This window comes from Micromonospora sp. CNZ303 (assembly GCF_004345505.1).
The window spans coordinates 228,569-251,687 of the sequence record NZ_SLVT01000009.1 but is presented as its reverse complement, the minus strand read 5'-3'; the positions used below and the strand labels follow the sequence as shown (position 1 = coordinate 251,687).

General features: G+C 73.0%; 24 protein-coding genes. 11 read left to right on the top strand and 13 right to left on the bottom strand.

Annotation, left to right across the window (positions count from 1 at the left end):
• Nucleotides 1-23 precede the first annotated feature (23 nt).
• A complete protein-coding gene (locus EV374_RS16970) occupies nucleotides 24-758 on the top strand; it encodes a transcriptional regulator (RefSeq protein WP_486485802.1) in 735 nt (244 codons plus the stop codon).
• 161 nt (nucleotides 759-919) lie between these two features.
• Here the strand turns inward: EV374_RS16970 and EV374_RS16965 are convergent, their stop codons facing one another.
• Complete coding sequence (locus EV374_RS16965) at nucleotides 920-2,098, bottom strand: PLP-dependent transferase (protein WP_132236431.1); 1,179 nt, start codon at nucleotides 2,096-2,098, stop codon at nucleotides 920-922.
• Between the two features lie 83 nt (nucleotides 2,099-2,181).
• Between EV374_RS16965 and EV374_RS16960 the strand changes: the two genes are divergently transcribed.
• Together EV374_RS16960 and EV374_RS16955 are read left to right on the top strand one after the other, a co-directional pair.
• Nucleotides 2,182-2,661, top strand: coding sequence for an Lrp/AsnC family transcriptional regulator (locus EV374_RS16960; protein ID WP_132236429.1), 480 nt, complete (start codon nucleotides 2,182-2,184; stop codon nucleotides 2,659-2,661).
• A gap of 81 nt (nucleotides 2,662-2,742) precedes the next feature.
• Nucleotides 2,743-3,753 (top strand): LLM class flavin-dependent oxidoreductase, encoded by a 1,011-nt coding sequence (locus EV374_RS16955; RefSeq protein WP_486485807.1) that lies wholly within the window; start codon nucleotides 2,743-2,745, stop codon nucleotides 3,751-3,753.
• A 219-nt stretch (nucleotides 3,754-3,972) separates the two neighbouring features.
• Here EV374_RS16955 and EV374_RS16950 read toward each other — a convergent pair whose 3' ends face one another.
• Nucleotides 3,973-6,249, bottom strand: coding sequence for a rhamnogalacturonan lyase family protein (locus EV374_RS16950; protein ID WP_132236425.1), 2,277 nt, complete (start codon nucleotides 6,247-6,249; stop codon nucleotides 3,973-3,975).
• 341 nt (nucleotides 6,250-6,590) lie between these two features.
• On the opposite strand from EV374_RS16950, the gene EV374_RS16945 reads away from it, so the two are divergent.
• Nucleotides 6,591-8,024 (top strand): pyridoxal-dependent decarboxylase, encoded by a 1,434-nt coding sequence (locus tag EV374_RS16945; protein ID WP_486485801.1) that lies wholly within the window; start codon nucleotides 6,591-6,593, stop codon nucleotides 8,022-8,024.
• A 194-nt stretch (nucleotides 8,025-8,218) separates the two neighbouring features.
• On the opposite strand, the gene EV374_RS16940 is transcribed toward EV374_RS16945, so the two are convergent.
• The 5 genes from EV374_RS16940 to EV374_RS16920 all read right to left on the bottom strand — a co-directional run bounded on the left by EV374_RS16940 (nucleotide 8,219) and on the right by EV374_RS16920 (nucleotide 13,448).
• Nucleotides 8,219-9,274: a sulfite exporter TauE/SafE family protein gene (locus EV374_RS16940; RefSeq protein ID WP_132236423.1), complete on the bottom strand. Its 1,056-nt coding sequence runs from the start codon at nucleotides 9,272-9,274 to the stop codon at nucleotides 8,219-8,221.
• Between the two features lie 285 nt (nucleotides 9,275-9,559).
• The gene (locus EV374_RS16935; protein WP_132236421.1) at nucleotides 9,560-10,030 is read right to left on the bottom strand and encodes an RrF2 family transcriptional regulator; all 471 of its coding nucleotides are present in this window, start codon (nucleotides 10,028-10,030) and stop codon (nucleotides 9,560-9,562) included.
• Between the two features lie 80 nt (nucleotides 10,031-10,110).
• Nucleotides 10,111-10,995 carry an acyl-CoA thioesterase gene (locus tag EV374_RS16930; RefSeq protein ID WP_132236419.1) on the bottom strand — a complete coding sequence of 295 codons (885 nt, stop codon included), beginning with the start codon at nucleotides 10,993-10,995 and terminating at the stop codon, nucleotides 10,111-10,113.
• A complete protein-coding gene (gene pyk, locus EV374_RS16925) occupies nucleotides 10,992-12,440 on the bottom strand; it encodes a pyruvate kinase (protein WP_132236417.1) in 1,449 nt (482 codons plus the stop codon). Before pyk ends, EV374_RS16930 begins: the two co-directional genes overlap by 4 nt.
• Before the next feature lie 642 nt (nucleotides 12,441-13,082).
• Nucleotides 13,083-13,448: a YciI family protein gene (locus EV374_RS16920; protein ID WP_132236415.1), complete on the bottom strand. Its 366-nt coding sequence runs from the start codon at nucleotides 13,446-13,448 to the stop codon at nucleotides 13,083-13,085.
• Between the two features lie 372 nt (nucleotides 13,449-13,820).
• On the opposite strand from EV374_RS16920, the gene EV374_RS16915 reads away from it, so the two are divergent.
• A complete protein-coding gene (locus tag EV374_RS16915; RefSeq protein ID WP_132236413.1) occupies nucleotides 13,821-14,693 on the top strand; it encodes an aldo/keto reductase in 873 nt (290 codons plus the stop codon).
• 45 nt (nucleotides 14,694-14,738) lie between these two features.
• On the opposite strand, the gene EV374_RS16910 is transcribed toward EV374_RS16915, so the two are convergent.
• A complete protein-coding gene (locus tag EV374_RS16910; protein WP_486485800.1) occupies nucleotides 14,739-15,587 on the bottom strand; it encodes an alpha/beta hydrolase in 849 nt (282 codons plus the stop codon).
• Nucleotides 15,588-15,816: 229 nt separating this feature from the next.
• On the opposite strand from EV374_RS16910, the gene EV374_RS16905 reads away from it, so the two are divergent.
• From EV374_RS16905 to EV374_RS32595, 4 genes are all read left to right on the top strand, one after another.
• Entirely contained in the window at nucleotides 15,817-17,169 is a 1,353-nt protein-coding gene (locus tag EV374_RS16905; RefSeq protein WP_132236411.1) for a pentapeptide repeat-containing protein, read from the top strand.
• A gap of 73 nt (nucleotides 17,170-17,242) precedes the next feature.
• Nucleotides 17,243-17,671 carry a nitroreductase family deazaflavin-dependent oxidoreductase gene (locus EV374_RS16900; RefSeq protein WP_132236409.1) on the top strand — a complete coding sequence of 143 codons (429 nt, stop codon included), beginning with the start codon at nucleotides 17,243-17,245 and terminating at the stop codon, nucleotides 17,669-17,671.
• Between the two features lie 237 nt (nucleotides 17,672-17,908).
• On the top strand, nucleotides 17,909-18,628 hold the full coding sequence (locus EV374_RS16895) for a hypothetical protein (RefSeq protein WP_132236407.1): 720 nt from the start codon (nucleotides 17,909-17,911) through the stop codon (nucleotides 18,626-18,628).
• A gap of 321 nt (nucleotides 18,629-18,949) precedes the next feature.
• Complete coding sequence (locus tag EV374_RS32595) at nucleotides 18,950-19,093, top strand: hypothetical protein (RefSeq protein ID WP_165947809.1); 144 nt, start codon at nucleotides 18,950-18,952, stop codon at nucleotides 19,091-19,093.
• 57 nt (nucleotides 19,094-19,150) lie between these two features.
• Here EV374_RS32595 and EV374_RS16890 read toward each other — a convergent pair whose 3' ends face one another.
• The 5 genes from EV374_RS16890 to EV374_RS16870 all read right to left on the bottom strand — a co-directional run bounded on the left by EV374_RS16890 (nucleotide 19,151) and on the right by EV374_RS16870 (nucleotide 21,573).
• Complete coding sequence (locus EV374_RS16890; protein WP_207914246.1) at nucleotides 19,151-19,411, bottom strand: MFS transporter; 261 nt, start codon at nucleotides 19,409-19,411, stop codon at nucleotides 19,151-19,153.
• Nucleotides 19,412-19,574: 163 nt separating this feature from the next.
• Nucleotides 19,575-20,075, bottom strand: a complete 501-nt coding sequence (locus tag EV374_RS16885) for a hypothetical protein (protein ID WP_132236405.1) — start codon at nucleotides 20,073-20,075, stop codon at nucleotides 19,575-19,577.
• Nucleotides 20,072-20,524 carry a hypothetical protein gene (locus EV374_RS16880; protein WP_132236403.1) on the bottom strand — a complete coding sequence of 151 codons (453 nt, stop codon included), beginning with the start codon at nucleotides 20,522-20,524 and terminating at the stop codon, nucleotides 20,072-20,074. The genes EV374_RS16885 and EV374_RS16880 overlap by 4 nt, the downstream gene beginning before the upstream one ends.
• A 300-nt stretch (nucleotides 20,525-20,824) precedes the next feature.
• Complete coding sequence (locus EV374_RS16875) at nucleotides 20,825-21,088, bottom strand: DUF6244 family protein (protein WP_091076450.1); 264 nt, start codon at nucleotides 21,086-21,088, stop codon at nucleotides 20,825-20,827.
• Nucleotides 21,089-21,327: 239 nt separating this feature from the next.
• Complete coding sequence (locus EV374_RS16870; RefSeq protein ID WP_132236401.1) at nucleotides 21,328-21,573, bottom strand: winged helix-turn-helix domain-containing protein; 246 nt, start codon at nucleotides 21,571-21,573, stop codon at nucleotides 21,328-21,330.
• Between the two features lie 274 nt (nucleotides 21,574-21,847).
• Between EV374_RS16870 and EV374_RS16865 the strand changes: the two genes are divergently transcribed.
• Nucleotides 21,848-22,057, top strand: coding sequence for a hypothetical protein (locus EV374_RS16865; RefSeq protein ID WP_132236399.1), 210 nt, complete (start codon nucleotides 21,848-21,850; stop codon nucleotides 22,055-22,057).
• Nucleotides 22,054-23,004: a hypothetical protein gene (locus EV374_RS16860; RefSeq protein ID WP_132236397.1), complete on the top strand. Its 951-nt coding sequence runs from the start codon at nucleotides 22,054-22,056 to the stop codon at nucleotides 23,002-23,004. Before EV374_RS16865 ends, EV374_RS16860 begins: the two co-directional genes overlap by 4 nt.
• Nucleotides 23,005-23,119: the final 115 nt, after the last annotated feature.

Sequence of the window (23,119 nt, the reverse complement as noted above, 5' to 3'; positions counted from 1 at the left end):
ATGCGTGGGTGCACCCACCTGAGATGCGAGCGCGAGCCCGCGCCCTCCGCGCCCGCGGCAGCAACATCCAGTCGGTCGCCCGGGACCTGTCCCTGCCCTACAGCACCGTCTGGCACTGGTGCGTGGACCGGCCCGAGCCGGTCATGCTCGGCACCGCCGCTCGCTGCTTCCGCTGCTTTCCCGATGTCGGCAATCCGACCGACCCGACGGCCTATCCCTACCTGCTGGGCCTCTATCTCGGGGACGGCCACCTGGTCACCACCGACCGCGTTCCCGTCCTGCGCGTCTACTGCGCCGACGCATGGCCTGATCTCATCGACGCCTGCGACGTCGCGATGAGGGCGGTGCTCGCCAACAAGGTCCAGCGGATCCAGAAGCAGGGCTGCGTGGCGGTCCAGAGCACCGGCAAGCACTGGCCGTGCCTGTTCCCGCAGCACGGTCCCGGCAAGAAGCACGATCGTCAGATCGTCCTCGCCGACTGGCAGCGGGAGATCCTCACGGCGCGACCCGGCGACTTCCTGCGGGGCCTGTTCCACTCCGACGGGTGCCGTGTCACCAACCGGGTGACGACGCGCGGCAGGAGCTACGTCTACCCGCGCTACATGTTCGTCAACGAGTCGGCCGACATCATGGGGCTCTGCCAGTGGGCGCTGGACCTGCTCGGCATCGCGTGGCGGATGAACCGCCGCAACTCCCTCTCCGTGGCACGCCGGGACGCCGTCGCCGCCCTCGACCACCACGTCGGCCCGAAGTCCTGACCGTGCCGCCCGGTCGGCCCCCACGGGTGGAACGCCACGGGTGTCACCGGGGCCCGTTGGCACCCGTGGCGTTCCACCCGTGCGCCACGACGCCCGCGGCGGGGCGACTCGCGGCAACGGGGGCGGCCGACTCGCGACAGCGAGGGCGGCGACGGCTCCGGTCAGCCGAGTTCGGCGAGGGCCTGGGCCAGGTCCGCGCGCAGGTCCTCGGCGTCCTCCAGGCCCACCGAGACGCGCAGCAGGCCCCCGCACGGCTTGGCCTCCCCCTCGACGGGGCGGTGGGTCAGCGAGGCCGGGTGCTGGATGAGGGTGTCGACGCCGCCCAGCGAGACCGCGTGGGTGATCAGCCGGCAGGCGTTCGCCACGGCGGCCGCGGCGGGCGCGCCGCCGCGTACCTCGAAGGCGAGGAGGCTGCCGGGGCCGCTCATCTGCCGTCCGACGAGCCCGGCGGGGTCGTGCAGCGACGGGTGGTGCACCCGCGCGACGGCGGGGTGGGCGGCGAGCCAGGCGGCGAGCTTCTCGGCGCCGGCCTGCTGGGCACGCACCCGCACCGGCAGGGTCTGCAGGCCGCGGTGCAGCAGGTACGCGCCGAGGGGGTGCAGGATCGCGCCGGTGAGCGCGCGGACCTGGCGCAGCCGGGCGGCCCAGTCGGCGTCGCAGGCGACCACGCCGGCGAGGACGTCGCCGTGCCCGCCGATGCTCTTGGTGGCGCTGTGCAGCACGAGCGTGGCGCCGTGCCGGGTGGGCTGCTGGAGCACGGGGGTGGCGACGGTGTTGTCGACGAGCAGTGGCACGTCGCCGGCGGCGCGGGCGAGGGCGGCGATGTCGACCAGGTCGAGGGTGGGGTTGGCCGGGGTCTCGGCGATCACCAGGGCGGTGTCGGGGCGGACGGCGGCGGCGACCTCGTCGGGGCGGGCCCAGGTGACGGTGGTGCCGAGCAGGCCGGTGGCGAGCACGTGGTCGGTGCCGCCGTAGAGGGGGCGGACGGCGACGAGGTGGCGCCTGCCGTCCCGGGTGGCGGCGAGCAGGGTGGCGGTGAGGGCGGCCATGCCGCTGGCGAAGGCGACGGCGTCGGTGGTGTCTTCGAGGTCGGCGAGGGCGGTCTCGAAGCGGGCCACGGTGGGGTTCCACAGGCGCTGGTAGACGGCGCTGCCGCCGGCGGGGAGGGTGCCCCCGGTGGCGAGGGCCTCGTACGCGTCGCCGCCGGCGTCGACCGACGGCAGCGGGTTGGTGGTGGAGAAGTCGATCGGCGGCACGTGGACGCCGAGGGCGGCGAGGTCGTCGCGGCCGGCGTGCACGGCTCTGGTGTCCACGGTCGTCATGCTGGAAGGATCGAACATAGCGCCAACGGGCGGCAATAGTTCCGAACATGATTCGGTAATTGGCCTTGGAAGCGCGGGCAGGTTCGATGGATGATGCCTGCATGCCCCTTGCTACGAATGATGTGCGGCGGTTCGCCGACCTGGACGACACCGACCGGGCGATCCTGTCGGAGCTGGCCGCCGACGGCCGCCTGCCGAACAACGCCCTCGCCGAGCGGGTCGGGGTGGCCCCCTCGACGTGCCTGACCCGCACCCGCGCCCTGCGGGAGCGCGGGGCGATCCGCGGGTTCCACGCGGAGGTCGATCCGGCGGCGGTGGGGCTGCCGTTGCAGGCGCTGGTGTCGGTGCGGCTGACCGCGCACGAGCGGGCGGCGGTGGACGCGTTCCGGGCCCGGTCGGTGCGGCTGCCGGGGGTGGTGGCGGTGTTCCACGTGGCGGGCGCGGAGGACTACGTGCTGCACGTGCGGGCGGCCTCGGCGGACGCCCTGCGGGACTTCGTGCTGGACCACCTGGCCGTGGACCCGGCGGTGCAGCACACCCAGACGAGCCTGATCTTCGAGCAGGCCCGCGGCATGGGCTGAGCGCGCTACGGGCCCGCGACAGGCGCGTGAGCCGGATCGCCTCGGGGAACAAACCCGAGGTGGGACGGGTTGGCCACCCTTGTGATCAACGTACCGCTGTCTGTTCTCGATCTTGCCCCGGTCGCGGCCGGCGCCACCGCCGGCGCGGCGCTGCGGCACACCACCGAGCTGGCCCGGCGCACGGAGGAACTCGGGTACCGCCGGTTCTGGGTGGCCGAGCACCACAACATGCCGGCGATCGCGAGTTCCGCGCCGGCGGTGCTGCTCGCGCACCTGGCGGCGCACACGTCGACGATCCGGCTGGGCTCGGGCGGGGTGATGCTGCCCAACCACGCGCCGCTGGTGGTGGCCGAGCAGTTCGGCACCCTCGAAGCGCTGCACCCGGGCCGCATCGACCTGGGCATCGGCCGCGCCCCCGGCACCGACCAGGTGACCGCGCTGGCGCTGCGCCGGACGATGGAAGGGCTGTCGGCGGAGGGCTTCCCCCGGGAGCTGGCGGACCTGATGAACTACTTCAGCGGCGAGCGGCCGGGACCGATCACGGCCACCCCGGGCCTCGGCGAGCAGCCGGCCGTCTGGCTGCTCGGCTCCAGCGGGTTCAGCGCCCAGCTGGCCGGGCTGCTGGGCCTGCCGTTCTCCTTCGCGCACCACTTCAGCGCGCAGAACACGGTGCCCGCGCTGGCGCTGTACCGGCAGCACTTCCGGCCGTCGAAGTGGCTGGAGAAGCCGTACGCGATGGTGGCCGTCAACGCGGTCTGCGCGGACACCGACGAGCGGGCGGAGTGGCTGGCGGGGCCGGCGGCGCTGTCGTTCCTGCGGCTGCGCTCGGGGCGGCCCGAGCCCCTGTCGACGCCCGACGAGGCGGCGGCGTACCCGTACACGGAGGCCGAGCGCGAGTTCGTGCGGCAGCGCCGCGACGGGCAGGCGACGGGCTCCCCGGAGACGGTACGGCGGCAGCTCGGCGAGCTGCTGGCGCGCACCGGCGCGGACGAGCTGATGCTGACCACGCTGGTGTACGACGTGGCCGACCGGGTGCGCTCGTACGAGCTGATCGCCGAGCACGTGGCCGGTGGCCTGCGCCGCGAGGGCTGAAACACGATCTTCACGTCGGCGTCACCGGGGCGACGCGTGGCCCGCCTAGTTTTGACCTCGGTGGTGGTACGGCATTCCCGGTCGGGACGGGTCGGGATGCCGCGGTGTGGGGCACCGGGCCGGAGCTGTGCGGATTCCGCGGCTGCGGCCCGGTGCCTTTTCCGTCCCGCGACCGGCCGACCGCGTGCCCCGAGGCGCCGCCGCCGGCCGGTCGTCGCTTCACCGCAGGTAGACGTTGGGCGTGGGCGGGGCGGCCATGCCGTCGCCGATGAAGAAGCCCGGGTGCGGGGGCTGGTTGTAGGCGGTGTTCTGCCAGGCGACCGCCACCCGGTACTGCGGGTCGTGCATGAGCGTGTGGATCCGGGTGCCGGTGGGCGTGGGCGTGCTGTAGATCCGCAGGGCGCGACTGTCGCTGGTGCGCCAGACGACCTCCTCCCGCCAGTCGCCGAACAGGTCGGCGGAGAGCGCCGGGGTGGACTTGGTGCCGTTGTTCGCCGCCACGCCGCTGGCAGTCAGCAGCCGGGTGTCGCCCCCGGTGCCGTACTTGTCGATCCGGGTGCCGTCGAGCAGTTCCCGCACGGGGTCGCCGTCCCACCACGCGAGGAAGTTCGCCGAGGACGGCCGGCGCCCGACGACGGCCCCGGTGGCGCTGTAGAGGTCGCCCATGTGAGTGCCGGCGCCCCAGACCTCGGCGCCGGGGCTGCCGGCGTGGATGTCGGCGGCGACGCCCCGGCCGGGGCCCTCGACTCCCCCGTTGTTCGGCCGCTGCCAGACGACCTGGCCGGTGCGGGCGTCGTGCAGGTCGGCCGCCGGCTGGTTGCCGGACTCGTGGATGGTGAAGACCTCCAGGCCGGCGCGGGCGGGCAGGAGGTCGCCGATGTGCAGGGCGTCGCCGTGGCCGAAGCCGGTGGCGTACATCAGGCGGCCGTCGTCGTTGATGGTGGCCGACCCGTACACGATCTCCTGGCGCCCGTCGGCGTCGACGTCGGCGACGGAGAGGTTGTGGTTGCCCTGGCCGTAGGCGGCGCCGTTGCCCGAGGCGTTGGAGTCGAAGGTCCACCGCTTGCGCAGGGTGCCGTCGCGGAAGTCCCAGGCCGCCACGACCGCCCGGGTGTAGTAGCCGCGGGCCATCACCAGGGAGGGGCGCTGCCCGTCGAGGTAGGCGGTGGCGGCGAGGAAGCGGTCGACCCGGTTGCCGTAGTTGTCGCCCCAGGAGGAGACGGTGCCCCGCGGCGGGTCGTAGCTGACGGTGGAGAGGATCGCGCCGGTGCGGCCGTCGAACATGGTCAGGTACTCGGGGCCGGCGAGGACGTACCCGCTGGAGTTGCGGTGGTCGGCGGTGGCGGAGCCGATCACCTGGCCGGTGCCGGAGCGGGTGCCGTCGGCGGTCTTCATGGCCACCTCGGCGCGGCCGTCGCCGTCGTAGTCGTACACCTGGAACTGGGTGTAGTGGGCCCCGGCCCGGATGTTGCGGCCCAGGTCGACGCGCCATAGCCGGGTGCCGGTGATGGTGTACGCGTCGACGTAGACGTTGCCGGTGTAGCCGGACTGGGAGTTGTCCTTGGCGTTGGACGGCTCCCACTTGACCACGAACTCGTAGTCGCCGTCGCCGTCGAGGTCGCCCACGGAGGCGTCGCTGGCGGAGTACGTGTAGCTCTCGCCGCTCGGCGTGCTCGCGCCTGCCGGCACCTGCAACGGCACGTCGAGGTAGCCGGCGGGGAACCGGAGCGCGGCCGCGGAGGCGGCCTGTTCGGTGCCGCCGACGACGGCGCGCACGGTGTAGGTCGCGTCGGCCGCCGCGCCACTGTCGAGGTAGTTGGTCGCCCCGGTGATCGGGCTGCCGTTGACCCTGGTCGCGCCGCGGTAGAGATTGAAGGCCACCCCGGTCGTCTCGGTGCCGAGCAGCCGCCAGGAGACCAGGTTGCCGCTGCCGGAGCGGACGCTGACCAGTCCCCGGTCGAGGTCCTCCATCTGCACCGCCCCGGTCGGCGGCGGGGTGGTCGGCGGTGGCGTGGTGGGTGGCGGGGTCGTGGGCGGCGGCGTGCTCGGCGGCGGTGGGGTGGTCGGGCCGCCGGTGGGCACCGCGCCGGTGCAGACGGTGCCGTTGAGGGCGAAGCTGGTCGGCGCCGGGTTGCTGCCGTCCCAGGAGCCGGTGAAGCCGAAGGCGGCACTGGCGCCGGTGGCGATCACCGCGTTGTAGTCGACGTTGCGGGCGGTCACCTGGGCGCCGGACTGGTCGACGACGGCGCTCCACGCCTGGGTGACCCGCTGGCCAGCGGCGTACGACCAGGTGAGGGCCCAGCCGTTCACCGGGTCGCCCAGGTTGGTGACGGTGACGTCGGCGCCGAAGCCGCCGGGCCACTGGTTGGTGATCCGGTGCTCGACGCGGCAGCCGGCGGCGGCAGCCGAGGCGGTGAGGGTCGGGAGCGTACCGGCGGCGAGTGCGGCCGCGGCGGCTGCGGCGAGCAGCGCGACGCGGCGGTGGGTGACGGGCATGGGGAGTGTCCTCCGGGGAGGTTGGGCGCGCGGCGACCGTCGCCGTCGGCCTGCCCGGGCCGGCGGGAGGAGACGCCGCGCTGGCGGCGGTGGTCCGACGCCGTCGGTGCGGCGTCGGTGTCGTCGCCGCCGCTCCGGTGTCGGCACTCCGGCGCCGGCAGTGCGGCGTCGGTGCTCCGGCGGGGCGGCGTCGAGGGGTGGCTCCGCACACCTGCGATGCTAGGGCAAGCGCTTTCAGCGGACAATCCGTCCTCTCTCCGCCCTGCTCCGGGTGTCCCCGGTGGCGGGGGGCACCAGCCGCTTCCCTTGCCCCCGGCCCGGATTCTTGATCGACTCAGGGCGTGGCTGAGCACATGACCCCGGACGAGTTCCGACGCGCCGGGCACGCCGTGGTGGACTGGATCGCCGACTACTGGGCGACGCTGGAGCGGCGTCCGGTGACCTCGCAGGACCCGCCCGGGACGGTGGCCGCCCGGCTGCCCGCCGGCCCGCCGGAGCACGGCGAGCCGGTGGAGGCCGTCCTGGCCGACCTGGACACCCTGATCACGCCGGGGCTGACGCACTGGCAGCACCCCGGTTTCTTCGGCTACTTCCCGGCCAACACCTCGGGGCCCAGCGTGCTCGGCGACCTGGTCAGCGCCGGGCTGGGCGTGCAGGGGATGCTCTGGGCGACCGGGCCGGCGTGCACCGAGTTGGAGACGGTGCTGCTGGACTGGCTCGCCGACCTGCTGGACCTGCCGAAGCGGTTCCGCTCCGGTTCGGGGGGCGGCGGGGTGATCCAGGACTCGGCGTCCTCGGCGACGCTGGTGGCGACCCTGGTCGCGCTGCACCGCGCCGGCGGCGGCCGGTGGCGCGAGGTCGGCGTCGACCGCCGCTACCGCGCCTACGCCTCCACCCAGGGCCACTCGTCCATCGAGAAGGCCGCCCGGATCGCCGGGCTGGGCGCCGACGGCGTACGGCCGGTCGAGGTCGACCCCGAGACGCAGGCGATGTCCCCGGCGGCGCTGCGCGCGGCGATCGAGGCGGACCTGGCGGCCGGCGTGGTCCCGGCGATCGTGGTGGCCACCGTCGGCACCACCTCCACGACCGCGATCGATCCGCTGCCGCAGATCGGCGCGATCTGCGCCGAGTACGGCGTCTTCCTGCACGTCGACGCCGCGTACGCGGGAGCGGCGGCGGTCTGCCCAGAGCTGCGGTTCGGGCACGCCGGCCTGGAGTACGCCGACTCGTACTGCTTCGACCCGCACAAGTGGCTGCTCACCGGCTTCGACTGCGACGCGTTCTGGGTGGCCGACACGGCGGAGCTGATCGAGGCGCTCAGCGTGCTGCCGGAGTACCTGCGCAACGCCGCCACCGAGTCCGGCGCGGTGATCGACTACCGGGACTGGCAGGTGCCGCTGGGCCGCCGGTTCCGGGCGCTGAAGCTCTGGTTCGTGCTGCGCTGGTACGGCGCCGAGGGGCTGCGCGCACACATCCGCTCGGGCGTGGCGCTCGCCGCCCGGTTCGCCGACCGGGTCCGCGCCGACGACCGGTTCACGCTGGTGGGGGCGCACCCGTACTCGCTGGTGTGCTTCCGGCTGGCGGCGGACGACGAGGTCAACGCGGAGCTGCTGGCCCGGGTGAACGCCACGGGCCGGGTGCACCTGACGCACACCCGGGTGAACGGCCGCTACACGCTGCGCCTGGCCGTCGGCTCCCCGCAGAGCACCGAGGTTCACGTCGACGAGGCGTGGACCCTCCTCACCGACGCCGCGACCGCCCTCCTCCCCCACTGACCGCCGGGGCCGGGGCCGGGCCGGGGCGGGTCCGGGGCGGCTAGAGATCTTGGTAGGAATCGGCCCCTGGAGGGGCACGTTTCTACCAAGATCTACACGACACGAACGACACGAACGACGCGACGCGACGCGACGCGACGCGACGTGACCTCAGGGCAGGCAGGCAGGCAGGGCGGGCGACGCAGGGGCGGGGGTCAGCGGTTGTTGAGCGAGGGGACCGCCGCCGAGGTCGGGAGAGGGTCCCCGGCCGGGGCAGCCGCCGGAGCGACGGCCGCCGGGAGACGGTCCCCGGCCGGGGCAGCCGCCGGGGCGACGGTCGCCGGGAGACGGTCCCCAGCGGGGGCAGCCGCCGGGGGGACGGTCGCGAGGGCGGTGGCGGCGACGGCGCGCTGGCGGCGGGTGCGCAGCAGTGCCCGCACGGCCAGTGCCAGGGCGGCGGCCCAGGCGACGGCCAGCAGCGCGTAGACGGCCGGCCGGGCCGGGCCGCCGAGGTCGGCCGAGCGCATCAGCGTACGGGCGTTGGTCAGCACGATGACGCCGCCGATCGCCGCGCCGAGCAGTTGGGCGGGGACGATGCGCACCAGCCAGGCCGCGATCGGCGCGGCGATCAGACCGCCGATGAGCAGCGCGGCCACCATGGGCAGCAGGAAGCCCTCGGAGCCGAGGCCGATCAGGAAGCCGAGGCTGGCGGCGCCGGCGACCACGAACTCGGACGTGTCCACCGAGCCGATCACCTTGCGCGGCTCCATCCGCCCGCTGACCAGCAGGGCCGGCGTGGCGACCGGGCCCCACCCGCCGCCGCCGGTGGCGTCGACGAAGCCGGCGACCAGGCCGAGCGGGCCGAGGAAGCGGCTGCGCAGCCGGCCGCCGCGCCGATCGGTGCGCAGCGGCCGGGAGAAGCGCACCAGCAGGTACGCGCCGAGGGTGAACAGGATGCCGGCCATCCACGGGGCGGCCGACTCGGTGGAGATCGAGCTGAGGAAGGTCGCGCCGGCGAACGCGCCCACGGCGCCGGGCAGGGCGATCCGGCCGACCACCCGCCAGTCGACGTTGCCGAACCGCCAGTGCGACACCCCGGCGGCGAGCGTGGTGCCGATCTCGGCCAGGTGCACGGACGCCGACGCGGCGGCCGGCGCCACCCCGACGAGCAGCAGCAACGTGGAGGAGGTCAGCCCGTACGCCATGCCGAGCGCGCCGTCGACGAGTTGCGCGGCGAGCCCGACCAGCGCGAGGACCAGCAGCTTGCGCACGAGCGCCCCCTGACTTTTCGGTATCTCCTATCGACTTGGTCGACAATGCGGCACGGGGCGTGCCCCGGTCAAGCCTCCAACCGGTCAGTGAGACGACAGACGCCGCCCGGCCGGGGCGACGACGGGCACGATGCCCGGCGGAGAGGAGTCCGGCGGGCATGCGGGACCAGGCCAGGCCCGGGACCGCGGGGCCCTCAGGCGCCGGGCCAGGCGGGCTCGGCTCCCGGAGCGCACCGGAACTGCGGAACGGGTCCGGCGGCGAGCGCGATCCGGAAGCGGTGCGGGTCAGGTCCAGGCGCGGGGGTCGGCGGCCAACTCGACGACCCGACCCGGCAGGGTGCCGCCGGCCACGTCCGCGACGGTGACCAGTTCCAGGATCTCGCGTTCGCTGGCCCGCAGGGCGATCCAGACCTCCTGGAGGGCGCGCGCCGCCCCGTGGTAGCCGAGTTCCTCGGGCCGCTGCCCGCGTACGTGCGCGAGCGGGCCGTCGATCACCCGGATCACCTCGGCCAGCGAGATCTTCCCGGCCGGTCGGGCCAGCCAGTAGCCGCCCTCTGGGCCGCGCTGGGCCTGCACGATGCCGCCCCGGCGCAGTTGCAGCAGGATGCTCTCCAGGAACTTCGGCGGGATCTCCTGGGCGCGGGCGATCTGGTCGGCGGTCACGGGCCGGCTTCGCCCGGGCCCGGCGTCGGCGGTCACCGAGGCGAGCTCGACGACCGCGCGGAGGGCGTAGTCGACCCGGGCGGAGAGGCGCATGCGGCAAGGTTAGTCGCCTGACCGACCCGCCCGGACGATCACCCCTCGACCGATCGGCCGGTGGCGATGCGCCGCCGGGGTCAGTCGCCGACGCGGCGCAGCAGCCCCTCCTGCACGGCGCTGGCGATGTGGTGCCCGTCGGTGGTGAACATGCGGCCGGTGGCGAGCCCCCGGGCGCCGGAGGCCGACGGGCTCCAGCAGTCGTAGAGGAACCACTCGTCGGCGCGGAACGGCCGGTGGAACCAGAGCGCGTGGTCGAGGCTGGCCCCGACCACGCCGCCCGGGCCCCAGACCTCGCCGTGCACGGAGAGCACCGAGTCGAGCAGCGTCAGGTCGGAGGCGTACGTCAGCGCGCAGGCGTGCAGCAGCGGATCCTCGGGCAGCTTGCCGTCGATGCGCATCCAGACCCGCTGGTGGGGGTCGGCGGGGCGGTCGCCGGGGCGTACCCAGCCGGGCTCGCCGACGTAGCGGACGTCGATCGGGCGCGGGATCTGCGCCCAGATGCCGAGTCGCTCCGGGTAGCGGGCGAGCCGGTCGGCCATCGTCGGGACCTCGTCCGGCCCCGGCACGTCGGGCGGGGTGGGGGCCTGGTGGTCCAGGCCCTCCTCCGTCCGCTGGAACGACGCCGACATGAAGAAGATCGGCTTGTCGTGCTGGAGCGCCACCGAGCGGCGCACCGAGAAGGAGCGGCCGTCGCGGACGTTCTCCACCTCGTAGACGATCGGCTCGGCCGGGTCGCCGGGCCGCACGAAGTAGCCGTGCAGGGAGTGCACGAAGCGGGCCGGGTCGACGGTGCGTCCGGCGGCGACCAGCGCCTGGCCGGCGACCTGGCCGCCGTACACCCGCTGGGGACCGACCGGGGGGCTCATCCCCCGGAAGGTCATCCCGCCGGTGTGCTCCAGGTCGAGCACCTCCAGGAGCTGGTCGACCGCGGCCTGCCCGACCGCGACGTCCGCGTCGCTCACTGCAAGGCCCGCGCCGACGCCGCGTCGACCAGCGATCCGAGCTGGTGTACGCGCAGCGTGTTGGTCGAGCCGGGGGTGCCGGGCGGGCTGCCGGCGACGATCACCACGTAGTCGCCGGGGTTGGCCCGGTCGAGGCCGAGCAGCGCCTGGTCGACCTGGCGGAACATGTCGTCGGTGTGCTCGACGAACGGCATCAGGAACGTCTCCACGCCCCAGGAGAGGGCGAGCTGGTTGCGCACCTCGGGCACCGGGGTGAACGCGAGCAGCGGCAGGTCGCAGTGCAGCCGGGACAGCCGCCGCACGGTGTCGCCGGTCTGCGAGAAGGCGACCAGGGCCTTCGCGCCGATGGCCCGGGAGATCGAGGAGGCGGCGACGGTCAGCGCGCCACCGTGCGTACGGGGGTCGTGCTGGAGGCGCGGCACGCCGATCGAGCCGGACTCGGTGGTGGTGACGATCTTCGCCATGGTGCTGACGGTCAGCACCGGGTACTTTCCGACGCTGGTCTCGCCGGAGAGCATCACCGCGTCTGCGCCGTCGAGCACGGCGTTGGCGACGTCGGAGGCCTCGGCGCGGGTCGGCCGGGAGTTCTCGATCATGGAGTCGAGCATCTGGGTGGCCACGATGACCGGCTTGGCGTTCTCCCGGCAGAGCTGCACGGCGCGCTTCTGCACCAGGGGCACCTGGTCGAGCGGCAGCTCCACGCCGAGGTCGCCGCGGGCGACCATGACGCCGTCGAAGGCCAGCACGATCTGCTCCAGGCAGTCGACCGCCTCGGGCTTCTCCACCTTGGCCAGCACCGGCCGGTGCACGCCCTCCTCGGCCATGATGCCGTGCACCAGCTTGATGTCGTCGGCCGAGCGGACGAAGGAGAGCGCGATCAGGTCGACGCCCAGGCCGAGGGCGAAACGCAGGTCCTCGGCGTCCTTGTCGGACATCGCCGGCACGCTGACCGCCACGTTCGGCAGCGAGACGCCCTTGTTGTTGGAGACCGGGCCACCCTCGGTGACCAGGCAGCGGATGTCGTTGCCGCTGACGTCGGTGACCTCGACGGCGACCCGGCCGTCGTCGATCAGCAGCCGGTCGCCGGGCTTGACCTCCTGCGGAAGCTTGCGGTAGGTGCAGGAGACCCGCTCCTTGGTGCCGAGGATGTCGTCACCGGTGATGACGACCGAGTCGCCGGTGCGCCACTCGTGCGGGCCGTCGGCGAACCTGCCGAGCCGGATCTTCGGGCCCTGGAGGTCGGCGAGCACGGCCACGGGTCGACCGGCAGCCTCGGCGGCCTCGCGGACCAGCCGGTACACCGCCTCGTGATCCTCGTGGCTGCCGTGGCTGAAGTTGAGTCTCGCCACGTTCATGCCGGCCTCGACGAGGCCCCGGATGCGCTCCGGCGACGAGGTGGCAGGACCAAGAGTGCAGACGATCTTCGCGCGGCGTGTCACGCCCATCAGGCTAGTCTCTCCTCCGGGTCTGGCTGTGGGCCGACCCCTTGCGGACTGCGGAACATTGTCCAACGACGCGCGTCACGCGCGCAGCCGGCGGGCGGAACCCACGCCGGAACGTTGAGGCGGCGGGCATCGGCGACCGCGCGCGGGGAATCGTACGCCCCCGGCGCGAACGGACAGCCGGGTGCTCCCCGCCACGGACACCCGGACACCCGGACCGAGCGTCCCAACCGGGCAGGTTCGGTAACGTCCGGTAATCGCCTCCTGTTGCGCCCTCGAAGTTGCTCTGCGTGACCGTCCGCCAGCCACGTAGCGCGCCCTTCCGTCCACCCGCCGTCGACAGACGGACCTGAACAGCGGCTTTGCGGGATACCTCGATCGCGTCACCCACCCTTTCCGCAACCCTTTGCTCTGCAGCCACATACGCACCGCTTACGGAACGTGGCCGGTGCCTATTTGCCTGCAAAGCAAAGGGGACGCGGCGGGAGGGTGCGGCGGTTGAGGTTGCCCACCCTGTGTGACTGTCGCGGTAGGGAGTGGCGTCTGTGCGTCCACGCGGCTCGACGGCACGCCAGCGGACGGCTTCGCGGGCGGGTGCGCCCCGGCCGCGCCGCCGGTTCCGCATCCTGGCCGCCGCCGGGCGGGTCAGCTCTGCGTCTTGACCAGCGGGAAGTCCAGCGAGCCCTCCGGGCAGAGGAAGGTCAGCACGTCCACCCGGTAGAGCCCCGCCTGGACGGCCGGGTCGGCCTCCATGACGCTGCGTACGTCGTCCACGGAGCCGGTGCGGGCCAAGCCGAAGCCGATCGGCGGGTCCGGTTCGCGGGCCGGGCCGTCCATCGAGCCGGCGACCAGGATGATCCCCCGCCGTTGCAGGGCCTGCATGTGCGCGAGGTGCTCGGCCTGCAACCGCTGCACCGTCTCCGCCGGCAGCGCCCGCCCGGCCGCGCCGGGATACAGCACGATGCACTCGTACGTGTCGAGCGCGAAGTCGACCTGCGGCACTCCCGTCATGGCGCTCCCCTCCCGCGTCGCGCCGCACGCGGCGACGTGGGCTCGGTCGACCGGCGGGGCGAGCGCCCGTGGTCGACGTCGAGCCGGCACGGCCCAGCGTCGCACGGGCAGCCGGCCGGCACGGGTGCTCCGGGCAACTTCGTCGGCCGCCCGGCCCGGTTGCGGCCCGCTCGCGCTGTTTCCGCAGCACCGTGCCCGCTGACCCGGCCCTTCCGGCGCGCCCACCTCGATCACCTGCCAGCCCCGGTGCACGTGCGGCCCGGGTGATCCCGGTCTCGATCCGCCCCGGTGGTGGTGCGGGCGGCGATCGGTGGGAAAGCCTCCAGGTGGTGGGATCGACCGCCGGAGACGGACAGGATGGGGAATGCACGCATGACGAATGACGCCGGCAAACAGCCCGCGAAGGCCTCGGGGACGTACCGGATCGGGGGCGACCTCCAGGTCGACCGGCTCGGCTACGGGGCGATGCAGCTCACCGGCCCGGGCGTCTGGGGCGACCCGAAGGACCCGGCCGAGGCCGTGCGGGTGCTGCGCCGGGCGTACGAGCTGGGCGTGACGTTCATCGACACGGCCGACTCCTACGGGCCCTTCGTCAGCGAGCTGCTCATCCGGGAGGCCCTGCACCCGTACGCCGACGACCTGGTCATCGCGACCAAGGCCGGCCTGACCCGCTCCGGCCCGGGCGACTGGCGTCCGGTGGGGCGCCCGGAGTACCTGCGCCAGCAGTGCGAGCTGAGCCTGCGGCACCTCGGCCTGGAGGCCATCGGGCTCTACCAGCTGCACCGGATCGACCCGCAGGTGCCGCTCGCCGACCAGCTCGGGGAGCTGGCGCTGCTCAAGCAGGAGGGCAAGATCCGGCACATCGGCCTGTCCGAGGTGACCGTCGAGCAGATCGAGGCGGCCCGCGCCGTCACCCCGATCGTCTCGGTGCAGAACCTCTACAACCTGGCGGACCGCAGCGCGGAGGCCGTCCTGGAGTACTGCGAGCGCAACGACCTCGCGTTCATCCCCTGGTTCCCGATCGCCACCGGCAACCTGGCGCGGCCGGGCGGTCCGCTGGACGCGATCAGCACCGGACACGGCGCGACGCCCGCCCAGCTCGCGCTCGCCTGGCTGCTGCGCCGGTCGCCGGTGATGCTGCCGATCCCGGGCACGTCGTCGGTGGCGCACCTGGAGGAGAACGTGGCCGCCGCCGAGGTGCGGCTGACCGACGACGAGTACGCGGCCCTCGCCGAGGCGGCCTGACGCGGCGCGCGGGGCGGGCGGCGCGCGGTCGCCCGCCCCCGCGCGCTACAGGGCGAAGCAGTTGGGGCGGATCGGCTGATCGCGCAGGGCCTGCCGGATCACCGTGTAGGTGGTGCCGTCGAGCACCAGGCCGAGGTGCCCGACGACCCGCAGGGGGCACGCCGACTGGATCAGCACGTTGGTCGCTCCGTCGGCCAGTGTGGCGTTGTCGACGGGCCGCACCAGCTCGTCCTGGAGGGTGCGCACCGCCGTCCAGCGGACCGTGCCGGGGGTGTCGTCGCCCGCGTTGAGGCCGGCGAGGAACGACGAGCCGATCGACATCTGCTGGCAGGCGACGACGCCGGCGCAGCTGCCCAGGCCGAGGAACTTCACGATGTTGGCCACGTACGTGCCGTACTGCGGGGTGCCGAGGCTGACGTAGCGGTCGATGCTGCTGGTCCCGCCCAGGTTCTTGATGAAGTACCGGGACACCAGGCCGCCCTCGGAGTGGGCGACGACGTCGACCTTGGCCGCGCCGGTCGATGCGCGGACCTGCCCGACGAAGCTGCTGAACGCGCGGGCCGAGGTGGGGATGTCGCCGAGCCCGAGGTTGGGCAGCTGGTAGACCCAGACCCGGTACCCGTCGACGCGCAGCCGGGAGGCCAGCGGCCCGTACGCGGAGGCGATGCCGCTTAGGCCACCGACGACGATGACGGGGTTACCTGCCGCGGCCACGGCGATCTCGGCGGCGGTGCTGGTGACGCCGTCCCCGGCGGCGGGATCGGCCGGGTCGGCGGCGCTCCGGTCCGTGCTGGCCGCGGGCCGGTCGTGGGCTGCGACAGCGGCCGTGGCGGGGGCGGCGAGCACGGCGGCGACCATGACGGCGAGGGCGGGGACGATCTTTCGGAACAGCAAAGCTGCACCTCCCATGGAGGATCCCGGTGGAACCGGGCGGGCGGGGGTGGGGGTGGTTCCGATCGATCGTGGAGACGATGATGATGGGCATAATCCATAAACGTCAATCACAAGTTACGGCCCGGTAACCTCTTGTCGCGCCGAGAGCGCAAACCGGCAATCCAGGCAGCCACCGTCCACGGGGGACGGTGCCCCACGTCGGCCCCGGCGCGGTGGCATGCTGTGACCCGTGCGCCCGACACCGCCCCGCGAAGAGCCGCTGCGGGTGATGCCGTGGTGGCTGGTGCTCGTCGGGCTGCTGGTCGCCGCGCTGCTCGGCTGGCTGGTGCTCGACTGGCTGCTCGGCGAGGCCGACCGCGCCGCCCAGCCGGACACCCGCGCGACGCTGCGCATCGACGCCATCCGCACCGGGCTGACCGTGGTCGCCGGCACCGGCGGCGGGCTCGCCCTGCTGCTGGCCGCCCGGCGACAGTGGATCGGCGAACGCGCCCAGCGGCATCAGGAGGCCGTCGCCGCGCAGGACCAGGCGCACCGGGAACGGGTGCAGGCGCACGCGGAGGCGGTCACCGAGGCCGGGCACAGCCACCAGGAACGGCAGGCCGAGGCCGCCGAGCACGACGCCGCCGAGCGCCGCCTCACTGAGCTGTACACCAGCGCCGTCGCCCTGCTCGGCAACGACAACGCGGCCGTACGCCTGGGTGGCCTGCACGCCCTGGAGCGGCTCGGGCAGGACAATCCCGCCCAGCGGGAGACGATCGTGGCGGTGCTCTGCGCGTACCTGCGGATGCCAGCGCCGGAGGACGACGCGCGCGAGGCGGAGGTGCGCCGCACCGCCCAGCGGGTCCTGACCCGGCACCTGCGCGCGGACGACGACGCCTACTGGCCGGGGGTCAGGCTGGACCTGACCGGCGCCCGGCTCGACGGGTTCGACGCGGCCGGCTGCACACTGGACGACGCGGACCTCACCGGCGCGGTCTGCGCCGGCACCACCAGCCTGGCCGGCGCGACCGTGCGCGGGCGGCTCTCCCTCGGCGCGACCTTCGCGGACCTGGCCTGCGACGACCTGCGCGGCGACGCCGAGATCGTCCTCGACCGCGCCTGGATCGCCGGTCGGGTCAGTTTCGACCGCGCCGACCTCGCCGGCGGGCTGTCGTGCCGGCACGCCACCGTCGCCCGGGCCTCCTTCCGGGGCGTCACCTTCCACCGGACGGCGAGCTTCGACGCGTCCCGCTTCACCGACAGCGCGACCTTCCGCGAGGCGGTCTTCCTGAGCGGGGTCTCGATGGACCACGCCACGTTCACCGGCTACGCCGGGTTCCGGCAGACCCGCTTCGCGGACCTGGCCCTGTTCCGGTGGACCGAGTTCGGTGACCAGACCTGGTTCGAGCGGGCCCGCTTCGAGGGGGCGGCGAACTTCGGTCGGGCCCGCTTCCACGGCCCGGTGACCTTCGACGGGGCGAGCTTCGCCCGCCGTCCCCAGGTGGACCAGGCGCGGGCGACGGCCGCCGGCTCACATGTCTGGCCCGAGGGCGCGACCGTCGTCCCGCTCGACGACGACTGGCTGCTGCTCACCGATCCCTGACCGGTGCCCTTCCCCCGCTTCCGCGCCGTCCGACGGGCCGACGATCACCGCGGGACGCCGCTAGGCTGGCCGGATGTCGGAGACCATTGAGGACAGCCCGGTCGAGTGGGTGGCCAGCCACGTGCGCCGCTACGTGGCGAGCGACGGCGTCGACGGCGGGAAGTACCACGGCTACGACGCCCTGCTGATCACCACCCGGGGGCGCCGCTCGGGCACGCTGCGGCGCACCGCGCTCATCTACGGCCGCGACGGCGACCGCTACCTGCTGGTGGCGTCGAACGGCGGGGCGGCGCGGCACCCCGCCTGGTACCTCAACCTGTGCGCCGACCCCCAGGTGGAGGTGCAGGTCGGGGCCGAGAGGTTCCGGGGCAGGGCGCGTACCGCCACCGCCGAGGAGCGGCCCCGGCTGTGGCAGGCGATGACGGAGGTCTTCCCGACGTACGCCCGCTACCAGAAGGAGACCGAGCGCGAGATCCCGGTGATCGTGGTCGAGCGCGCCTGATCACCACCGGCCCGGCGGGCAGTCGGGGCGAAGACCAGCGCGGGGCCGGCCGAGTCGATGCAGGCCGCGTGTGCGACTACCTGATCCACTGGCGGCTGACAATTCACCTCGTAGGTAATTCGGATACCCCTGGCCGAGTCCTCACCTACACTGACGCCCGCCTGGGCTGGGGTGACGAGAACTCGGGGTCACCCGATGACTGCCCGGGTTGGCACTTCGCGGGGGAAGGACTCGGCAGTGGTAGGTAATCGCCCGTATCACGGGTTTGTCCTCGGCCTCGTCGTCGCGGCCGTGTGTGTGGTGAGCGGGTGCACACCGGAGCGGCACGACGATGCCGCAGCCGTGCTCCAAGAGACGGTCGACCGGCTCGACCGCGAGAGCTTTCGACTGACTGCGAAGGTGACGCGAGGGGATGGGCAGGAACTCAGTGACCTGGTGGGAGTGACGGACCAATCAAGGAACTGGCGAGTCTTCACGATGTCCGTCCTGGAGGACGGGGTGAAGGTCACCACGGAGACCCGCCAGATCGGGCAGGACGTCTACACCCGCTTCTCGAAGGACGGCGCGCTGGTCAAAGCCCAAGAGGGCAAGACCTGGGTGCATACCGACGCCACACGGCACCCCAAGGGCAACGGGCTCATCGATATGGATGCCCGTGGCCTGTTCAAGCCCTTGGATCACATCGTCCGGGCGGAGCGGGCCGGCAGCGGCAACTTCCGGGGCGACTTCGACTTCGCAGCAGCCTACGGGCTGGAGGACAGGTCGCAGGACCGAGCCGTGGCGTTCGAGGCGACTGTCGACAGCCAGGGCCGCCTCGCCCGCCTTGCGTACCTCCGCGAGCCGGCCGGTGACAGTCAGTGGGACCGGTCGGAACTGACCATCTCCGAGTATGGGGCGAAGGTGAACGTTGATGTTCCGCCGGCCGCCGAGATCACGCGGAACCCGCTGACCAGGTAGCGACCGCTAACGGGTCCGGGATGTCGCGGGGTCATGTGTCTCGGGATGCGAAGCCCGCCGGGGCAGCGGGTCGGCCCGGTGTTCGGCATCAATGCTGCCTGAATTACGTGCGATCCGGCGGCGCGGTCCCGCGCCAGCCCGGCGGGCCGCGCTGCTCGCCTTGCTGCATCTCGGTGGTGAACGGCACTCGACTCCGCCGACCTGACCGCGCTGCACCGACTCATCGGGATCAAACTGCCGCACGACCGGCCGCACGTGCTCGACGGCCGCTTCAACGCCTGATCGCCGTGCGGGGGCGACGACCAACAGGGAATCATGCGAATGCTCGGACTGACCCGATCCGTGCCCGCCATGTACGGCCCGGGCGAAACACTCGTCGCCCACCTCGGCCACCCGATGATCGCCTGGCCCGCGTCCGACGACGACGTCAGCATCCTTTGCGGCTGCTACACCTTCGCGGTCTGAACCGATCAGCATTTGTCAGCAAGAACGCCGCAGCAGCGCGGCGCTCATCACACATGGTCAGGCCAGGCGAAGGATTTTCGGCCCGAAGCGGTCGACCAGCTTGCCCGTCGGCAGCGCGGCCAGGAAGGCGGCGATGCCGGCGCACGTCAGGCCGAGACCAACCTGGGCGGCGGACAGCCCGACGATCTGGGTGAAGAACACCGCCGAGCCCGTCATGAACGTGCCCTCACCGAGGGCGAGAAGGAGTGACTGGGCAGCGAGCGGGCCGGCGAGAGGCGACGGCGGGCGCGCTCGGCGGAGGAGAACAGCGAACATCACCGGAGATCCTCCGGCACCTCACGACAGTTGTCGTGTGATTTCCCGGCGGCGGGTGCCCTACAGCATCCCCGTTGCCGTGACAGCCCATCCCGAACAGGACATTGCCCGTCGGAGAAGCCGATCACCGGACGCCGACACCAGACGCACCTCGGCACCGCTGACCTTAATCCGCTGGTGGACGCACTGGGGCCAGTCGTTCGACGCCTGCGCTGGCGGGATCATCCTGATTTGATACCGCCACGACGGCAAGCGCCGTTGCCAGAAGCTGCCCCTCGTCCGCCAGGTCGGCGGCGACCAGCACGTTGACGGCGACGCCAGGCTCAGCAAGCCAGAACGCCTGGGAGTCGTCACGAAGTCCCGCAGCGTCACCGCGCATGAACTCGGTCAACGGCCAGTCGTCAGGGTCGCGCTCGTGGTACTCGGTGAGGAAGTCGCGCAGCGCGGCGAGGTCGGACAGCCGCTCGCCCCGCATGACGTGTACGCGCAGGTCGACCTGGTGACCGTCGTCGGTCTGCCGCTCCCAGACCCGCGTGGCGAACCGGACGTCGTCCCATTCGCTGGCGAAGTCGGAGACCTCGGTGCCGATGTCACCTGGCACCTGCCGGATGTGGAACCCGTCCAGCACCCCACCGTCACGCGTCACCGGCTCGGACGCCCGGCTCATCCCGCCGCCTCGATCGCCGCCTCCACCTTGTCCAGATAGTTGAACCACCACTCGCCCTCATCCGGCTGGGAAGCAGCGGCCAGCAGGTTCGCCGTAACCACAAATGGGACGGCGGCCGACGCCGACCCACTCCCCGCCACCACCGGGCTTCCGGTCGATATCGCTCGCAGCAGGAAATCGACCTCAGCAGCTCGGATCCCGCTCCACTGTTCCTGCTCCGCAATCGTGCGGGAGATCTCCGTGATCTGGTCGGCCGAGGGCGAGCCCTCATGAACCTCGAAGAGCACGGCAGCCGCTACCGCGAGGCTGAGTTCCACAGCCTTCGTCACGGTTGCCTCGTCTCCGAGCGACGCTGTTGCGGCAGCAAGGCGGTCGGCATCCTTGTGGACCGCCGCATCCAGGACAGATCTGACCAGCACTTCGACACGGTCATCGATCTTCATCGCCACCACTCCGATCTTTCCGCTTTGCTTGCCATGCCTTGTACGAGCCGACAGATGTGGCGGCAGCCAGGACAGTGCCGGCGAACGCCTTCACCACAGGCGGCAGGAACTCTTGAAACGTCGCATACGCCGCCGCCGTTGCTGATGTCCACCAGGCGATCGACTCGCTGGAGAGGCGTTCACGCGGGCGAGCAGGAGGAGCGGCCTGCCCGCGAGCACCGGCGTCAAGCCTTCGCGGAATCGCCGGCCGAATCACGGGTCTCGCGACAACGGGTGGCTGACTTGTACCGCCGCCACCACCCGTGCTCAGTTTCCCAGCGCATGCACCTTGGCGATCGTCTCCTGGACCTGCTGCTTGGCCGGCTCGCTGCCCTGCGCGGCCCGCATCAGCGCCTCGCGGTACGAATCGATCATGCCGATCAGCGGCCCGGCACCGATGCCCTGCAACGCGCCCGCGACGAGTTGCCGCGCCTCGGCCGCGTCCTGGGCAGCCGCCGCCGTCTTCGCTTTTGCCTCGTCCAGCTTCTGCGACGCCGCCGCCAACCTGGCGATCATCTCCGCTGCGCTCACGTGCCCTCCCCCGAACACCACGAATGACCGTCGCGCCCCCGCACGAGCCACGACCACAGAGGAGAGTACGAGATCAGCGCACCGAGCGCGACCGTGCGATCACCTGAAGCAAGGCCGGCGGCTAGATCTTGGCGATACGTTGCCCCGCTGAGGGCCGAAAGCTGCCAAGATCTACGGGAAGTCCGACAATGCGGCCCGGGTCGCTCAGCGGTGGCAGTGCCGCACCACACGTGCGGACGTCACTCGTCCACGACGAAGACGCCCACACCGCCGACGCCTTCGACCAGGCCCTCGATCTTCAACGCGTTAATTGCCTGCCGAACGACGATGGCCGAGACGTCATGCTGACGACACAGCTCGGAGGTCGACGGCAGCTTGTCGCCCGGCGACAGCTCGCCGGACTGGATCTGAGCGCGGATGCCGTCGGCGATCTGCGCCCACTTTGCTTTAGCGGGCATGTGTGTCTCCCAGGTCTGCACCTCCATTCGATCACGAGCGAGCCGTGTATAGCAACCAATACGAAGTCAGCCTTGCGCGTACATCACTTGTTATATAGGCTCCCCCTGACCGGCTCCCAGGTCTGCAAACCGGAGTTGGTTCTTCCCCACCGCACAGAGCGCCCGGCCGGTCGATCCCCCCGGTCGGCCGGGCGTGCCGTGGCCGCCCGCACGCGGCCCCGGCTGGATTCCGCACCGCCAGCGACGGACGGGAGACACCCTCGTGCCCCACGAACCAGACCCACCCGCCGGCAACGTACCGATGGACGACCACGCGCCATCGCAGAACGACACGTCACCCGCCGCCGGGCGATTATTCGCGTCGGCGCAGGACGTCGAGGACGCGGACGACGTGCTGTTCGCCCACCCGCCCCGGCCCGTGACGCGCTGGATGTGCGGGTGCGGCGAGCCGTACCCGTGCCCGGAGGTGAGCTTCGCCCGCCTGGTCAAGCACGCCAGGGTCGCCCTGTGAACGCTGACGAGCTGCGCCACCACGTCCTGCGCGAGCTGGTCGAGGCGCGGCGGACGGTGGTCGAGCACGACACGGAGGCGTACACCGGGATCTGCCGCAGGTGCGGACGGCCCGGCCCCTGCGACGTGCAGCGCGCCGCGCGGGCCCGGCTCCGTGACCGGCGCGACGCCCCGCCGCCGATCCGCCCGGCGTCGCCCGTGCTGCCGGCGCCCCGAGGCCAAGCGGCGCCACCGGAGTTGCCAGGGCACGCGCGTGCCGTCGACCGGCTTCGGGACGCCTGGCTGGCGACGATCGCGGCGGCCGACCGGGCCGGCGGGCTGCTGCACGGCGCGGGACCGCCCGGCCGGCGGCTGCCCTGGCAGGATGCCGTGACCGAATGCTGGCGGGCGCTGAGCCTCGTGCACGCCGGGCTCGGCGTGGCCCGGGCCGGTTCCGGCAGCGCCGGTGACCTGCTCGCCGGGCTGCGGGCGGCCCGCGCCGACGCGGACCGGGCCGCCGCCGAGGCCGCCAGGACCCGATGGTGGCTGGCGGCGGCCGAGGACCGGATCCGCCGCAGCCACCACCGGGAGCGTTCCGACCTTACGGGCGGGGGCGCCCTGCCGCAGCGGCCCGGCGCGGCGCGCGATCCGAGCGACCTGGCCGCGGCGGGCCGGTTCCGGGCGGCCGTGGCCCGGCTGGACCTGGTGGCCGCGCGGTTGGCGCACGGCGGCCGGGCCATCGACCGGTGGGCGGCGGCCCTGGCCGGCACACCGGAGCCGGCACCCACGCTGCCGCCCCGGCGGGTCGCTCCAGCGCGGGCGGACGCATCAGCGACCGCACGGGCGACGGCACAGGGGGCACGGGCCGCCGCCGACCTGGTCGTCGCCAACGCCAGAGGGCACGACCGGCGGGCCGGAGCGGGCCTGCCGCGCAGCCGACAAGACCGAGGAAGGTGGAATCGTCCATGACCGACGACCCGACGACCGCCCTACGGAGCCTGCTCGACGGGCGGCTCGGCCGGCACGACCGCCGGTTGCGGCGCTTCACCGAGCCGCAGTGGCTGCGCTACGCCGACCTGCTCGC

Coding starts and splice junctions, on each gene's coding strand:
- EV374_RS16870 (WP_132236401.1), bottom strand. CDS start 21,573: ATGGAGGTGCAGACCTGGGAGACACACATGCCCGCTAAAGCAAAGTGG.
- pyk (WP_132236417.1), bottom strand. CDS start 12,440: ATGGGCGTGACACGCCGCGCGAAGATCGTCTGCACTCTTGGTCCTGCC.
- EV374_RS16865 (WP_132236399.1), top strand. CDS start 21,848: ATGGACGACCACGCGCCATCGCAGAACGACACGTCACCCGCCGCCGGG.
- EV374_RS16920 (WP_132236415.1), bottom strand. CDS start 13,448: ATGACGGGAGTGCCGCAGGTCGACTTCGCGCTCGACACGTACGAGTGC.
- EV374_RS16965 (WP_132236431.1), bottom strand. CDS start 2,098: ATGTTCGATCCTTCCAGCATGACGACCGTGGACACCAGAGCCGTGCAC.
- EV374_RS16935 (WP_132236421.1), bottom strand. CDS start 10,030: ATGCGCCTCTCCGCCCGGGTCGACTACGCCCTCCGCGCGGTCGTCGAG.
- EV374_RS16900 (WP_132236409.1), top strand. CDS start 17,243: ATGTCGGAGACCATTGAGGACAGCCCGGTCGAGTGGGTGGCCAGCCAC.
- EV374_RS16885 (WP_132236405.1), bottom strand. CDS start 20,075: ATGAGCCGGGCGTCCGAGCCGGTGACGCGTGACGGTGGGGTGCTGGAC.
- EV374_RS16950 (WP_132236425.1), bottom strand. CDS start 6,249: ATGCCCGTCACCCACCGCCGCGTCGCGCTGCTCGCCGCAGCCGCCGCG.
- EV374_RS16970 (WP_486485802.1), top strand. CDS start 24: ATGCGAGCGCGAGCCCGCGCCCTCCGCGCCCGCGGCAGCAACATCCAG.
- EV374_RS16960 (WP_132236429.1), top strand. CDS start 2,182: ATGCCCCTTGCTACGAATGATGTGCGGCGGTTCGCCGACCTGGACGAC.
- EV374_RS32595 (WP_165947809.1), top strand. CDS start 18,950: ATGCTCGGACTGACCCGATCCGTGCCCGCCATGTACGGCCCGGGCGAA.
- EV374_RS16915 (WP_132236413.1), top strand. CDS start 13,821: ATGACGAATGACGCCGGCAAACAGCCCGCGAAGGCCTCGGGGACGTAC.